The following is a 14,538-nucleotide window of genomic DNA, read 5'->3' as shown; positions in this document are numbered from 1 at the left end:
GTAACTGTCTAACGCTTGTCGCGAGAAAGCATTCCGGTGAGATATCGGGGGCTGGCCGCGACATCGCGCGGACTCATCCGTCGGCGTCCCGCAAAGCCGCCGGCGGCGAGCAGCTCGAGGATGCTGCGATCGTTGACCACCCAGCGATGCGCCGCCAGGTTCTCCGGGACCGAGCGGAATTCGGCTGTGTAGGTCAATTTGGTCAGGTCGACATCCAGACCCTGATCACGCCACTGGTCGATGAACGCCCGCCCCTCGGTGAGCTGGACGGGGGTCCAGGGCAGATGGTCCGCGGCGAACCAGCTGCCCGGGGCGCTGACCTCACTGACCTCGCGCAGCAACCGGTCCTGCGCGTGCGGCGGCAGATAGCCCACGAGCAGGTTCTCGGCGACCCAGACAGTGCGCTGGGCCGGGTCGAAGCCAGCGCGGCACAGCGCCGTCAGCCAGTCGCAGCGCAGATCGACGCCCAGCGCGCGCCGGTGCGCGGCCAGCTTGACGCCCATGTCGCGCAGTACTTTCCCCCCGAACTCGACCACGTCGGGCTGGTCGAGTTCGTACAGCGTGGTCCCCGGTGGCCACCACAGCCGGTACGCGCGAGTGTCCAGACCCGAGCCCAGGTTCACCACCTGGCGGATGCCGGCCCGCGCCGCGCCGGTGAGGAACTCGTCCAGGAACCGGCCGTGTATCGCGAGGACACTGATCATCCCGGACATCACCGGGTCGCCGCCGTCGGCCGCGTACTGCTCGTCCCCGATCAACCGGATGAAGTACTCCACCCCGGCGGCGCGGACCAGCGGCTCAGCGAACGGATCGTTGATCAACCCCTTGTTGGTGGCCACCGCCCGAGCGGTCGCCCCGAACGTCGCGGTCATCCCGACGCCGGTCGCCGGATCCCAGGTGTCGTTGTCCTCGCGCACCACGTGTCGGACCTGTCAGCCGCGACGACGTGCGACCGATTGGACGGCGGCCCGCCATCCGAGCAGCAACACCGCGGTCACCGTCGAGGCGACCGCCACGAAGGCCAGGGCCACACTGGCCGAACTTGCCTTGCGCAACAACATCCCGACCAGCACGGTCGACACCCAGACGAGCACCCCGGTGGGCGCCACCTCGGTAGGCCGCCGCCAGGCCCGGGCCACCAGCCAGCCCAGCACCGTCCCACTCAGAAACGGCCACGCCGTGCCGGCCAGGCCGTTGACGGTGACGCCTTCGTCGTGGCTGCGCCGGCCGAGGGCGCAGAAAACAAGCACGGCCACGACGTCAATGCCCAGCCAGACGGGCCCCCGCCGCGGTTGCATGCAGCGAGACTACCGGTCCCGGGCAGGATTGAGGCATGAACACCGACGCGCCGCCGACCTTTGATCCCACCGACCCGCTGGGGCTGGACGCATCCCTGTCCAGCGACGAGATAGCCGTGCGGGACACGGTCCGCGCGTTCTGCGCCGAGCACGTGACCCCGCACGTGGCCGGGTGGTTCGAGGACGGCGACCTGCCGGTGGCGCGGGAACTGGCCAAGCAGTTCGGCGAATTGGGCCTGCTGGGGATGCACCTGGACGGTTACGGCTGTGGCGGGGCGTCGGCGGTGCATTACGGGCTGGCCTGCCTGGAACTGGAGGCGGCCGACTCCGGCATCCGGTCGCTGGTGTCGGTGCAGGGGTCGCTGGCGATGTTCGCGATCTGGAACAACGGCTCGGAGGAGCAGAAGCAACAGTGGTTGCCCGGCATGGCGGCCGGGGAGCTGATCGGCTGTTTCGGGTTGACCGAACCCGATGCCGGCTCCGACCCGGCCGCGATGAAGACCCGGGCGCGCCGCGACGGGTCGGACTGGGTGCTCAACGGCCGCAAGATGTGGATCACCAACGGCTCGATCGCTGACGTCGCGGTGGTGTGGGCCGCCACCGACGACGGGATTCGCGGGTTCTTGGTGCCGGCCGAGACCCGCGGTTTCTCCGCCAACACCATCCACCACAAGTTGTCGCTGCGCGCCTCGATCACCAGCGAGCTGGTGCTGGACGACGTGCGGTTGCCGGCGTCGGCGATGCTGCCCGACGCCACCGGGTTGAAGGGCCCGTTGGCATGTCTGTCGGAGGCGCGGTACGGGATTGTGTGGGGCTCGATGGGTGCGGCCCGCTCGGCGTGGCAGGCCGCGCTGGATTATGCCCTGCAACGCACTCAGTTCGACCGGCCGATTGCCGGATTCCAGCTGACGCAGGCAAAGTTGGTCGACATGGCGGTGGAATTGCACAAGGGGCAGTTGCTGTCGCTGCACCTGGGCCGGCTCAAGGACAGTGTGGGTCTGCGGCCCGATCAGGTGAGCTTCGGCAAGCTGAACAACACCCGAGAGGCCATCGAGATCTGCCGGACAGCGCGAACGATATTGGGCGGCAACGGCATATCGCTGGAGTACCCGGTGATCCGGCACATGGTGAACCTGGAGTCGGTGCTGACCTACGAGGGCACCCCCGAGATGCACCAGCTGGTCCTGGGCCAGGCGTTCACCGGTCTGGGAGCATTCCGATGATGGTCGCGTTTCGCGTTCTGATTGCCGTTGCGTTGTCGCTGGCTTTGGCGCCGGCAGCGCACGCCGATGCCGCGCTGCCCCCGATGACGTCCACCGGCAGCGGTCCCGTGGTGGGTGGCGGTGCCAACGCGGCAATCGCGCAGCAGCTCTTCAGCTTTCGTGATGCCAACATCCAAGAGGTCGACGGCTCCGACGCAGCCCAATTCATCACGGCCGCAGCCGGTGTCGCGAATCGCGACGTTGCGACGGTGTTCCAGCCTTTGCAGCGGGCGTTGGGGTGCCAGGTGAACGGGACCGGGTTCGGAGCACGCGCCTACCGCCGCAACGACGGGCAATGGGGTGGCGGCATGCTGGTCATCGCCAAGAGTGGCGTCACCAATATCGAAGCCCTGACAGCGTGCGCAAAGTCGAGTTGGCGCCGGGCGACGGTAGGCACGCCGACGTCGATGTGCAACAGCGGGTGGAGTTATCCCCCGTACAGCGACATCAAGCGCGGCGAGGGCTATTTCGTGCTGCTGGCCGGAACCAACTCGGATTTCTGCTCTGGTCCGAACGCGAACTTCCGGACGAACGCGAGTTCCTGGCCCACCTAGAACGGTGGGGGGTCGTCGTCTGGGTTGGGTGGTGGGCTGTCCTCGGTCCACCAGCCGGTGACCACTGCTTGGCGGGCTTGGGTGCGGGCTTGGTGGTTCTGGCGTCGTTCGGCGGCGACGCGGGCGGTGCGGTTTTGCGCGCGGGTGCGGCGGCGTTTGGGCATCATCGCGGTCCGGTCGCCGCAGTGGTCGTTTGGCGGTGTGGTGTCGAGGGTGGGCATTCCCCCGACCGGAGCGCACAAGCTGGGGAACAGCAGCGCGCTGCCGGGGGTGGTGACATAGATGTCCCCGGCGGGGGAGGTGAGTATCAGGGTGGCGTCGGCGAGTTGTGTGTCGGTCCAGCCCCAGAACGTCTTTACCAGATGATGCTGACGGCAGTAGCACTTGAGGTTGGCGGCGTGGGTGGGACCACCCTGGCTGTAGGGGATGCTGTGATCGAGGTCGCAATCGGTGGCGGGGACGTCGCAGCCGGGCCAGCGGCAAGTCAGGTCTCGGGCGCGGACGAAGTCGGCCAGGGTTTTGGACGGTGTGTAGCGGGGTTCGGGGTCGCAGCAGCCCGGGTGTGTCAGCGGTGTCAGCGTGGCTGTCTGGGCCAGTTCTCGCAGTAGTTCCGCGGTGACGAGTCCCTCAGCGCCGATCTGTACGGCCGGGGCGTCGTTGTGGCCGGTGAGAGTCGCGTGCTCGGCGATGAGATGGATCACCGCCGGGGAAGCCGGTTTGCGGTCGGCGGCGGTGCAGTCCGGCCGCGCGCAGCGACAGCTCAGCCGGTCGGCGCCGGCGGCTAACGCGCCGACCGCGTCGGCGCGGCGTTGTTCACGGGTGCGCGGGTCGTGCGGGCAGACGGTGGCCGCCAGTTTCGTCAGCCGGCTGTCCAGGGCGTGCGCATCCGTGCTGGCTAACTGCCCTCGGATCTCACAGATCCCGTCGCAGTCGTCGCCGATCGAGATGTCGCGATCCTGGCGGCGTTTCTTGCGGCGCCGCACGGCGTCGATGTCGATGCGGGTCACGATTTTGTCGACTTGGGCTGACAGCCGCCAGGTGCTCAGGGAGGGCCAGCGCAGGATCTGGGCCGCGACCAGTGCATCAACCCGGGCGAGCACCTGTGGTTCCACGATCAAATCGGTGCGAGAGACGACGGTGGTGAACGCCGAGATGTCGATGTCCCCGCTGCAGAACAACGCCGCAGTGCGGGGCAGGCGTTCGCGCATCGCGCGGGCGTAGTGGACCTTGCCCGCGGCCCAGGACTGGCTGATCTTGAGGCCCGCTGCGACCTCGGCGGCCACGGCTGCCATGGTGTCCATCGCCCAGTCTTCGGTGTCAGCACTGCGCGAAAGCCGGTAGCTGAACAATTCCCCGATCGCCATCAACTGCGCAGCCTCGCCCTGGTTGGCCACCCGACCCGACTCCTGGATACGACTCATCCAACTCGTGGCCGCCGGAGTGGTCGCTATCAGGCCCTCCCGGTGCGCGAACGCCGCCCCCATCGACCGGTCAAAGCGCGCCAACTTCTCCGCGGCGGTAACCTCCGATTGGGCGTATTCGCACATATGTTCGATAGTAGCACAGATCGGCCCTGGTGTAGCGGCCCGCGTCCAGCTAACGTCAACGCCTATGAAAGGCGTGGTCGCAGCTGCCGTCGCAATCGCGGCCGGTACCGTCCTGGCAACCCCGGCCACCGCCGATCCGGGCAGCCAACCCGTCCCCAACATGGCGGACAATGCCGTCCTGGGCCAGCCGTGCTACTCGAACACCGGGCGCTACATCTTCGGCTGGGACGCCAATGGCAAAGTTCTCAGATGCAGATCCGGAGTGTGGGCGAACGCCGGGACACTGCTCGGAGTGCGGCAAATCGGGGCGAAGTGCGTCGCGGAAGTTCACACCGCGTTCCCCGACGACACCGGTGGCCCCGTCGCTGCCCAATCGCCCGACGGCGTCGCGCTGTTCTGCGCCTATCCGACCGACTCCTGGGAACCGAACCGTTCCTGACTACGCTTTCGGCGCATGAAAGCTGTCGTGGTCGGCGCCGGGATCGCAGGGCTCGCGGTCGCCAACGGACTGCAACAGGCGGGATGGGACACGACCGTGCTGGAACGGTCGTCCGATTCCCAACCGCCGCGGGCCGGATTGTCCTTGTTCGGCAACGGGTTTCGCGCGCTGGACCAACTCGGTCTCGGCCCGGCCGTCCGGGCGATCTGCGCCGACGCGCCCCCGTACACCCGGTCCGGAATCCGCAAGCCGAACGGCCGCTTCCTGGTCACCTTCGCCCCGGCCACGTATGCGAACCTGCGCGCCGTGGACCGCACCGAATTGCACGCCACCCTGCTCGCCGGCCTCGCCGCGGGCACGGTGCAGTGGGGTCATCGGGTCGCCGCGGTCACCGACGGCGCCGTGCACACCGACCACGGCGACGTGACCGCCGGCGCCGACCTGGTCATCGGAGCCGACGGGATCCGCAGCCGCGTGCGCGCCAGCCTGCCGCAGGACCGTCCCACCCGCCGCAGCGGCTACGGCGTGTGGCGGGCGCTCACGTCCCGACCGGTAACCGTCGAGGCCGGCGGGGAAACGTGGGGCGCCGGGCAGAGATTCGGCCTGGTTCCGCTCAAAGACGGCCGGGTGTACTGGTTCGGCGTGGTGGCCAGCGCCCGCAACGAAACCGGTGTCGCTGCGCTGCAGGAGATCCGGGCCCGGTTCGGTGGCTGGCACGAGCCCATCGCCGAGCTGCTCGACGCGACAGATCCCGAAGCCGTTCACTACACCCACAGCGAGGAACTCGAGGGCCCCCTGAGGTCTTACGTGCACCGCAACACCGTGCTGATCGGTGACGCGGCGCACGCGATGTCGCCGAACCTCGGCCAAGGCGCCAATCAGGCCCTGGAGGACGCCGCCACGCTGTGCGCCCTGATCACCAGGCACCGCGACCTGAGCGCGGCGTTACGGGAGTACGACCGGGTGCGCCGCCCGCGCGCCCAGCGCATTGCGCGGGAATCACGCGGCATCGGCGTCGCCGGCCAGTGGGGTCATCCGCTGCTGGTCTGGGCGCGCGAGACAGGCCTGACCCTGGCGCCGAACTGGATTTTCAGCCGTCGCACCAGCCGGCTGCAGGAATGGGAAACGCCCGCGTAAGAAATTGACGGTGTGTAAGGTTAGCCTGTCCTGCACTCAGTCTGTGCACCGCTAGCGCCCAGGGGCTTCCTCATGCTGATCGAGATCACTGCTGTGAGCAGGACTTATCAGCGGGGTCAGGAGCTGGTCAAAGCGGTCGACGATGTCACCCTGTCGTTGGGCAACGAGAAGCTGGTCGCCGTCACCGGACAGTCCGGGTCGGGCAAGAGCACCCTATTGCACCTGATCGGCGGGATCGACCGCCCCGACCAGGGTTCGATCAAGGTCGACGGCGAAGAACTGTCCCAGAAGAGCGACGACGAACAGTCCGAGTACCGCCGGCGCAAGGTCTCCTTCATCTTTCAGTTCTTCAACCTGCTGCCCACCCTGACCGCCTGGGAGAACGTGGCGATGCCCCGGGTGCTCGACGGGTCGTCGATGAAGCTCGCCCGCCGGGACGCCTGCGAGTTGCTGGAGATGGTCGGCCTCGGCGACCGCATCGACCACAAGCCTTCGCAGCTTTCCGGTGGCCAGATGCAGCGCGTCGCCATCGCCCGCGCGCTGATCATGAAGCCGGGCGTGGTGCTGGCCGACGAGCCGACCGGGAACCTGGACTCAGAGTCCGGCAAGAACATTCTTACGCTGCTCCGCAAAATCGCCGACGACGGCGACTGCTCGGTGATCATGGTCACGCACGACCCGTCGATCGCGGCCGCCGCCGATCGCGAAATCGTCATGCGCGACGGCAAAGTCGTCGAAGACCCATGATCGCCCCCGCCGTCCGGTTCAGGCTGCTCAATCTGCGCTACGCGATCGCGCACTGGAAGCGATCGCTGAGCTGCGTGGCAGCCGTGATGATCGCGACCGCGCTGCTGGTGGCCATCGCCGGCATCTACACCTCGATGACCGAATCGGTGGCGACGATGGCCGAAGACCTCTACGGCAGAGCGGCTTTCGAGGTCACCGGTGCCGCCGACAGCGGAATGCCCGAATCGTTGGTCGCCGAGTTGCGCAGCGTCGACGGGGTGGCCGCCGCCGAACCGATCGTGAAGGCGACAGTCAACGCTCCGCGTTCCGGCACAACGCTTTTGGGGGTCAGCCCCAGCATCCGGGTGCTGGACAACAGGGTGGGCAACGAGCTGGTGCAGCAGGCCGACAAGGACAAGCTGGCCGGCGGGGCGATCGCCGGCCCGGGCCTGGGCACCGGCCCCGGCGGATCGGTGGAAGTCAACAACACCCGCGTCAACGTGGTGTTCGTACCCAAGGGTGAGCTCGCCGAGAAATACAACGCGGGCGATTACCTGATCGTCCCGTTGCCGTTGGCGCAGCAGCTGTTACATCAGCCCGGTCGGGTGAGTTCGGTGTTCGTGGTGGCCAAGCCCGGGGTCGATCTGAAATCCCTGGGTGCCGATCTGGTGCGGGTGGTCGACCACCGTGCGGTGGTCGCCGAACCGCAGTTCCGGGTCGCCCAGACCGACAACTCCGTCTCGCTCACCCGCGACACCCTGCTGCTGGTCGGATCGATCGCGCTGGTAGTGGCGATGTTCATCGTCTTCAACACCATGAATATGGCTGTGGTGCAACGTCGTCCGATGATCGCCACGCTGCGGGCCCTGGGCGCCGAGCGGGGGCAACTGGCCAGGGACCTGCTGCTCGAGGTGTCCCTGCTGGGGCTACTCGGCGGCCTGCTGGGGGCACCGCTGGGCGCGGCCATGAGCTACCTCGCAATCAAGCGGCTGCCGCCGCTGATGCTGCAGTCCGTCGACGTCAAGCCGGACTATTTCTTTCCCGGCACCGCGATCGCGGTGGTGGTGACGGTGGGCGTCGTCGCTTGCGTCTTGGGCGCCGCCTGGCCGGCGATGGTGGTGTTCCGGGCGTCACCCATCGCGGCGATGCGGCCGGTGGAACTGGAGAGCCTGGGCACCGACCGGACCCGACCGCACTGGCTCGGGGTGGTGGTCGGTGCGCTGCTGATGTTCGCGGCGTTCTTCATCGCGCTGCGCCTGCACGATGAAAAGACTTTCGCCGGAGGCATTTTGGTGCTACTGGGGGTCCTGATTCTGTGCTGGGCGCTGGGGCCGACGCTGGTGGCGCTGGCCAGCCGGATCGCGGCGCTGATGGGGCCGAGCGGGCAGGTCAGCAGGTCGACGATGACGGCGGCCGCCAAACGGACCTGGGCGAGTCTGATGATCGTCACAATCGCGGTGGCGCTGGGCAGCGTGACGAGCGGGGTGCTGACCGACGTGGTCGACTCCACCGGTAACGCCTTCTCCTCCCTCGCCGGTGCGGACATGTACCTGTCCGCGGCGTCCAAGGAAGTGGTGCCGATCAGCCCGCTGATCCCGAAGGGAACAGACGAACAGGTGCGGGCGATCCCGGGCGTCGTCGCCGTCCGGCCGGTCCAGTACGCCTTCGTCAACGTCGGCAGCGACCGGGTTCTGGTGGTGGGCTCCGATCCCCAGACGGTGACCCCGGCCTTCGCCGCCATGCAACCGTCCGTCCGCGCCAAAGTCGAAGCCGGCGACGGCGTGGTGGTCTCCCGCCAGCTCGCCCGGCACCTGGACCGTGGGGTCGGGGACCAGCTGACGTTGAGCACCCCGTCCGGTGAGCAGACCGTGCAGATCCTCGGCATCGTGGACTACCTCACCACTGAACGCGGCATGATCGCGATGTCGCTGACGCACATGAAGACGTGGTTCCAGCGCGACGGTGCCACCTACCTGGAAGTCCACGTCGACAACCCGGCGAACGCGCCCGCCGCGTTGGACCAGCTCGAAAAGCTCGCTGCGGCAACGGGTTTGTATGCGTTCAGTGGGCAGGACGCCGTCGACTCGGGCAAAGGCGCGGTCGCCCAGATCGGGTCGCTGGCGGTGTTCGTGCAGTGGATCGTGGCGCTGTTGGCGGCGATGGCGCTGTTCAACGCGTTCATGATCTCGGTGATCGAACGTAAGCGGGAGATCGGCGTGCTGCGCGCGATGGGCGCGTCACGCAACTACATCACCAAGTCGATTCTGGTCGAGTCGACCAGCATCGCGTTGCTGGGCGGCGTGATCGGGATGTTGACCAGCGTGGTGGTACACCGCCTGGGCACGCTGATCATGAGTTCGGTCACTGCCATCACCGTGCGGTATTCGTTCTCGCCGCTGGACTTACTCACCGTCGCAGTGGCGGTGATTCTTTGTTGGAGCGGGGCTTTGCTCCCCGCGTCTCGCGCCGCGAAATCGACAATCGTGGACGCATTGGAAGTGGAGTAGGCCATGGAGGAGCGTCAACTGAAGACCGACACCCGCCCATTCCTGGAACTGCCCAGCGAGCAACGGCTGGAACTGGTGCGCACCTCGCCGGGTATCGCCGCGCCGGCCAGCTGGCGGATCGCACAGTTCGTCGCGTTCTCCCGGCCCCGGACGTGCATTCCAGGCATGTTGGGTTTCTATTTGGCCAGTGTCGTTGCCGGCGAGGTGAGTTCGCTGGCCCTGGTCGTCGGAATGGTGGTGTCCTACCACATCGCGGCGATCGCGAACCTGTACAACATCTACACCGACATCGCGGAGGACAACGAGAACATCCCGTCGCGGGTGTACGAACTGAGCCGGTACGGCCGGGACCGGCTGCTGCGCCACACCCACCTGCTGGCCGTGTTCAACTTTGCGCTCTCGTTGCTGGTGAATCCGTGGTTCGCCGGCTTGACCCTGCTGGCTTTGATTGGCTGCCAACAGTATTCATTCCGGCCGCTGCGGATGAAGGCGCGGGCACGGATCGGGATCCTGTACTTCGCCAATGCGGTGGCCTATCCGTACGTGAGCGCGGTGCTGGCCTCCGATCTGAGATGGGACGTGCTGACCGATCCGCAGTACTGCGCGCTGGCCCTGTACCTGTTCGTCTGGTTCTGCGCCAAAGGCCTGACCAAGAACGTGCCCGATTACGAAGGGGACAAACGAGTCCACGTCACCACCTCGGCGACGTTGAGCGCCACCAGACACCGTGCCGCGTTGATCGCCGCGGTGGCGACGGTACTGGTGTATGCCGCCGTCGTGGTTCCGGTTGTGCTCGGCTTCCTGGCTCCCACGTACCTGATTGCCCTGATCTGGCTTCCGGTGTCGTGCATCCAGGCGTGGCGCCTGGTGCGCACGGTTGACCAGAAGTCGTCCAACGACATGCTGCGCGACGACATGTTCGTCTCGGTGGGCTATCTGTCGACTCTCATCCTGATCGAGCGGATCTCGGTGGTGTCGGTCGCGGTGGTGGTTGCCGGATTCGCGGTCATGTTGATCACCGACCGGTTGCGTCTGGATACCAGACGAGCCGAAGACTTCGAATTGCCATGAGGGCCAAGCGCATTTCGATGCACGACCACGCCAGGAACCCGCTGCGGATCAGGTTCGACCTGTCCCGCAACGAGTTGGCGTTCGACCCGCTCCCGGAGGTGCGGGAGATCCTGTCCAGCAGTGCGGCCACCCTCTGCCACTACCCCCACAATCACCATGTCGCCGAACTGACCGCGGAGATCAGTGCCCTGCACGGAGTTTCGCGAGACCGGGTCGTCATCGGTCCCGGCAGCGTCGGCGTCCTGGACGCCGTCCTGCACGCCGCACCGGTACGGGGGTCGACGGTCTTCGGGCTACCGGCCTTCGACGAATACGCGGTGCTGGTGTCGCGGGCCGGCGGTGTCCCGGCCGGGGTGGCCAGCGACCCGCCGGGAAACCAATCGCTGCAGGGCATCCTGTCGCGCGCCGATGCGTCGACCCGTCAGGTGATCGTCGGCGCGCCGCACAGCCCGACCGGCGCCACGGTGAGCGTGACCGACCTGACCGCGCTGCGCGACGCGCTGCCCGAAACCGTGCTGCTGGTGGTCGATCAGGCGTACGCAGAGTTCGACGAGACGTTGCCGGACGACGCGGTGCGGCGCCTGGTGAGCGGTCCGGACGACGTGGTGGTGCTGCGCAGCTTCTCCAAGGCCTACGGACTGGCCGGGCTGCGGATCGGATACGGCGTGTTCAGCAGCGCCGCCCTGGCCGCGCGCGCCCGGAACGCCGTCCCGACATACTCGGTGAACTCGATCGGCATCACCGCGGCCGCAGAGTCGCTGCGACATCAACACCAGTTGCAGCGCCGGGTGGCCGGCGTCATCGAGGACCGGAACAGGTTGGAAGAGTTCCTGATTCGTCACAACCTGCACTGCGGGACGCGGTCGCAGGGCAACTTCGTATGGGTACCCGCGCCGGATGCGCACGCCCTGTTTCAGCGGGCACTCAGCGACGGCATCCTGGTGCGCGAGTATCCCGGGCTGGGGGTGCGGATCACCGTTCAATCCGGCGCATCCGTGGACGCCGTGATCCATTGTCTGACCGAACACAGCCGGATCCATGCATAACCGGCACCTGTTCTCCACTGCGCTTGGGCGGCAACGCTTCGCCGACGAGCTGGTGGACTATCTGATCGCCCTCGGCGTGGAATACCTCTTCGGCATGCCGGCGGAGTCGGTGAACTCGCTGGTCCATGCGGCGAGCAAGCGCACCGAGATCCGGGTCGTCACCACCCGCCACGAGACCGCCGCGGCACTGATGGCGGTGGGGTACGCCAAGGCATCCGGCCGGCTGGGCGTGTGCTTCGGCACCGCCGGGCCCGGCGCGACCAACCTGGTGGCCGGAGCCTACGAGGCCTTCGTGAGCCGGGTTCCGTTGCTTGCCATCACCGGTCAGGTTCCGGTGGCCAGCATCGGCCGGGACTCGTTCCAGGAGATCGACTCCGAGGCGCTGTTCAGGTGCTGCACCTCGTCCTCGGTGCAGATCCATGCGGCCAGTCAATTCGAGCGATTCGCCCGCTCCGCGGTGCTGGCCGTACACGAGTCCACCGCCTGTCACGTCGCGATCCCCGGGGACGTGCTCTACGCGCCGATCGCCGCCGACAACACGAGCCTTTTCGTTCCGCGGCCGCCGGCACCGGCCCTGCCGAGCAAGGAGGAGTTCAGCTCGATCGCCGAGTTCCTGGAATCCGACGACCTGGCCATCCTGCGGTCCTGCCCGGACGCCACCTATGACGAACTGGCCCAACAGCTTTCGGTACGACTGGGCTGTCCGTTACATGACGTGCGGGATGCCGGTGTGATCCCGTCCGGCGACGTGCTGGTGCTGGGGCGATCGAGTCCGTTGCTGCGCCGGCGCGTGCAAGCGCACGCGAACCTGTTGGAGCTGACCGACCGGCGTTTCACGGCCAAGCAGATGCCCTACACCCGTCAGATCGTCTGCGACGTCGCAGCCACCCTGAATACCCTCCTGGAATCGGAGCCTGCACCGGACGACGACGCCGCCACCGCCCCCGAATCAGTGTTCACCGACCTGGCCGACGTGGCTGGATCATCCAGCCTGGCAGGCATTCCCGGTGCCGCCCTACCCCTGGGTATCGGCGCGGCGCTGGCCGGCCGGTCGCGGTGCAAGGTGGTCACCGACCGTGCGCAACTGAGCCAGTTCGCCCCGGATCTGTCCAGCCTGGCCGGTGCCGATCTCGACGTGGTCTGCACCGACGCCCCTGCGAATCTGGCCGGGATATCGCTGCTAGGCCAGGCGTTCTCATTGCCTGGCGGCATCACTGCGGCAGTTCGGGAGACCCGCTCGCCGGATCGGCCGCCGCGCACCGGCGAGCGGTCACTGGCCGCCAGTCTGGCGGCGAATCTGGCTGCACCGGTGCAGATCAGCGAATTCTGCGCGCCGCTGCTGCCCGCGTTCGGCAGCGCACAGCGCAGCGCCAACGCCCAGGCGCCGTCGATGAGCGCGTCCGCCCTGCGCAAGGCCGGCAGCCCGTCAGCCGGGACCGTCGCGGCCACCGGTCCGGCGCTGCTGTTGCAGCTCAACGGCATCTATGATGCGGCGCTCGACCACGCCCGAATCCTGGTCACCACGGTGGAAACCGAGGAGTGGCTGGTCGATGCGGGCCGGGTGCTCGACGAGGTCAGTGTCGCGCGCTACGTCGTCGACAATCCGGCGACGGCCGCAGCCATAGTGCGGCGGGCATGTGCTACTGCAGCGGACTCCGGCACCGGCGTGGTGCACCTGCAGGTGCGGGCCGCCGCGCTGGCTGCGGAATGGCACGAAACCGGCGCTGCCCCACTCGAATCAGTGCCGTTGCGGCCCACCGCGCCCGACGAATCGGCGCTCGCCGCGGCGATTGCTGCACTGCGCGGCGCACAGCGGGTGGCCATCGTCGCGGGTCGCGGCGCGGCGGGCTGTGCGGAGTTACTGACCGCGCTGTCCGGGGCGCTGGGCTGCTCGGTGCACCTGACGATGGGTGGCGATTCGGTGGTCGACGACCCGGCACTGCGCACGCCGGGACGGGTCGGCGGATCCGGCGACCTGCGGGCATTCCGCGACGTCGCCCAGGCCGATGTGTTGCTGCTAATCGGGGTTTCGAATCGGGGTTCGGCTTTCGATCTGGGCGCTACCGGTCGAACCGTGGTGGTGAATGTCGATCCGAACGCGATGCTGCGCCTCGGCGAGCAGGACGTCTGCGTCCTCGGTGACGCCATGGCCACGTTGGAGGCACTGGTCGGTGCGCTCCGCGGGGAGGCTACCAACCACCAACGGCCACAACGCAAGCCGCGCACCTGTCGGCGTCGTCGGCGCGCCGAGCGTGCTCCACTTCGGGCGTCCGCACTGACCAAGGCGATCAACGAGGAACTGGCCCGCTTCGGCGGCTCGGCCACGGTGTGCGCGGATGTCGGCGTCAATACGCTGTGGGTGTACCGCTACATCACCGCGATGACGCGCAGCATCTGGTCAGCGTCCTTCGGCACCATGGGATTTGCGGTGCCCGCGGCGATCACGGCGGCGCGCAACACCGAAACCCAGCTGGCGGTGGCGGTGGCCGGTGACGGCGGCACCTCGGTGACGCTCAGCCAGATCCGGTCGGCAGTGGGCCTCACCAAGCCGGTGGTGTTCGTCGTCGTCAACAATCTGGCGCTGGCGGCGATCAAGTACGAAAGCGAGATCATGGGCTGGCCGGACCGCGGTTCGGCGATCCCGGATATCAACTTCGCGGACTACGCCGCGTCCGTCGGCGTCGCGTCGCGGCGCGTGCACACCCTGGGTGAGTTCCGGGCCGCGTTCACCGAGGCCATCGGCGCACCCCGGCCGTACCTGATCGACGCCCGCTGTGTGCTCAACGACGCCCCGGTGCAGGCCGGCCGCAAGCACTGGCGCCAGGTCGCCGGGTTCTTCGTGGCGTGGACGAAGGAGGGGCGCCAGGCCGGCGGTGCGTCGTTCCGCGAAGTACTGCGCGCCGTGGTGCGCGGCAAGCTGTACGAGGCGGGCCTGCGGCGCGTCGGGTGAT

At 67.7% G+C, this 14,538-nt stretch carries 12 protein-coding genes; 9 read left to right on the top strand and 3 right to left on the bottom strand.

Features of this window, described 5'->3' with window-relative positions:
- Positions 1–8 precede the first annotated feature (8 nt).
- Both AC5Y5Z_RS02655 and AC5Y5Z_RS02650 read right to left on the bottom strand, forming a co-directional pair.
- Entirely contained in the window at positions 9–872 is an 864-nt protein-coding gene (locus tag AC5Y5Z_RS02655) for an SAM-dependent methyltransferase (protein ID WP_499923664.1), read from the bottom strand.
- 60 nt (positions 873–932) lie between these two features.
- Positions 933–1,298 carry a DUF3054 domain-containing protein gene (locus AC5Y5Z_RS02650; protein ID WP_499923222.1) on the bottom strand — a complete coding sequence of 122 codons (366 nt, stop codon included), beginning with the start codon at positions 1,296–1,298 and terminating at the stop codon, positions 933–935.
- Positions 1,299–1,333: 35 nt separating this feature from the next.
- Between AC5Y5Z_RS02650 and AC5Y5Z_RS02645 the strand changes: the two genes are divergently transcribed.
- Together AC5Y5Z_RS02645 and AC5Y5Z_RS02640 are read left to right on the top strand one after the other, a co-directional pair.
- On the top strand, positions 1,334–2,521 hold the full coding sequence (locus AC5Y5Z_RS02645; RefSeq protein WP_463825543.1) for an acyl-CoA dehydrogenase: 1,188 nt from the start codon (positions 1,334–1,336) through the stop codon (positions 2,519–2,521).
- A complete protein-coding gene (locus AC5Y5Z_RS02640) occupies positions 2,518–3,114 on the top strand; it encodes a hypothetical protein (RefSeq protein ID WP_473139461.1) in 597 nt (198 codons plus the stop codon). The genes AC5Y5Z_RS02645 and AC5Y5Z_RS02640 overlap by 4 nt, the downstream gene beginning before the upstream one ends.
- Here the strand turns inward: AC5Y5Z_RS02640 and AC5Y5Z_RS02635 are convergent.
- Positions 3,111–4,661: an HNH endonuclease signature motif containing protein gene (locus tag AC5Y5Z_RS02635; RefSeq protein ID WP_499923221.1), complete on the bottom strand. Its 1,551-nt coding sequence runs from the start codon at positions 4,659–4,661 to the stop codon at positions 3,111–3,113. The genes AC5Y5Z_RS02640 and AC5Y5Z_RS02635 overlap by 4 nt on opposite strands.
- Before the next feature lie 64 nt (positions 4,662–4,725).
- On the opposite strand from AC5Y5Z_RS02635, the gene AC5Y5Z_RS02630 reads away from it, so the two are divergent.
- The 7 genes from AC5Y5Z_RS02630 to AC5Y5Z_RS02600 all read left to right on the top strand — a co-directional run bounded on the left by AC5Y5Z_RS02630 (position 4,726) and on the right by AC5Y5Z_RS02600 (position 14,537).
- Complete coding sequence (locus AC5Y5Z_RS02630; RefSeq protein ID WP_473139463.1) at positions 4,726–5,100, top strand: hypothetical protein; 375 nt, start codon at positions 4,726–4,728, stop codon at positions 5,098–5,100.
- A gap of 15 nt (positions 5,101–5,115) precedes the next feature.
- Positions 5,116–6,237 (top strand): FAD-dependent monooxygenase, encoded by a 1,122-nt coding sequence (locus AC5Y5Z_RS02625; protein WP_499923219.1) that lies wholly within the window; start codon positions 5,116–5,118, stop codon positions 6,235–6,237.
- A gap of 72 nt (positions 6,238–6,309) precedes the next feature.
- Complete coding sequence (locus tag AC5Y5Z_RS02620; protein ID WP_499923218.1) at positions 6,310–6,984, top strand: ABC transporter ATP-binding protein; 675 nt, start codon at positions 6,310–6,312, stop codon at positions 6,982–6,984.
- Positions 6,981–9,470 carry an ABC transporter permease gene (locus AC5Y5Z_RS02615; protein WP_499923216.1) on the top strand — a complete coding sequence of 830 codons (2,490 nt, stop codon included), beginning with the start codon at positions 6,981–6,983 and terminating at the stop codon, positions 9,468–9,470. The genes AC5Y5Z_RS02620 and AC5Y5Z_RS02615 overlap by 4 nt, the downstream gene beginning before the upstream one ends.
- A gap of 3 nt (positions 9,471–9,473) precedes the next feature.
- Positions 9,474–10,541 carry a UbiA family prenyltransferase gene (locus AC5Y5Z_RS02610; protein ID WP_463825536.1) on the top strand — a complete coding sequence of 356 codons (1,068 nt, stop codon included), beginning with the start codon at positions 9,474–9,476 and terminating at the stop codon, positions 10,539–10,541.
- Entirely contained in the window at positions 10,538–11,587 is a 1,050-nt protein-coding gene (locus AC5Y5Z_RS02605) for a pyridoxal phosphate-dependent aminotransferase (RefSeq protein ID WP_463825535.1), read from the top strand. Before AC5Y5Z_RS02610 ends, AC5Y5Z_RS02605 begins: the two co-directional genes overlap by 4 nt.
- A complete protein-coding gene (locus AC5Y5Z_RS02600; RefSeq protein WP_499923215.1) occupies positions 11,580–14,537 on the top strand; it encodes a thiamine pyrophosphate-binding protein in 2,958 nt (985 codons plus the stop codon). Before AC5Y5Z_RS02605 ends, AC5Y5Z_RS02600 begins: the two co-directional genes overlap by 8 nt.
- The last annotated feature ends 1 nt before the right edge of the window (position 14,538 follow it).

This window comes from Mycobacterium sp. NGS29 (genome assembly GCF_059812965.1).
Note: the sequence above shows the minus strand (reverse complement) of the source record. Positions and strands in the feature narration are given on the sequence as shown.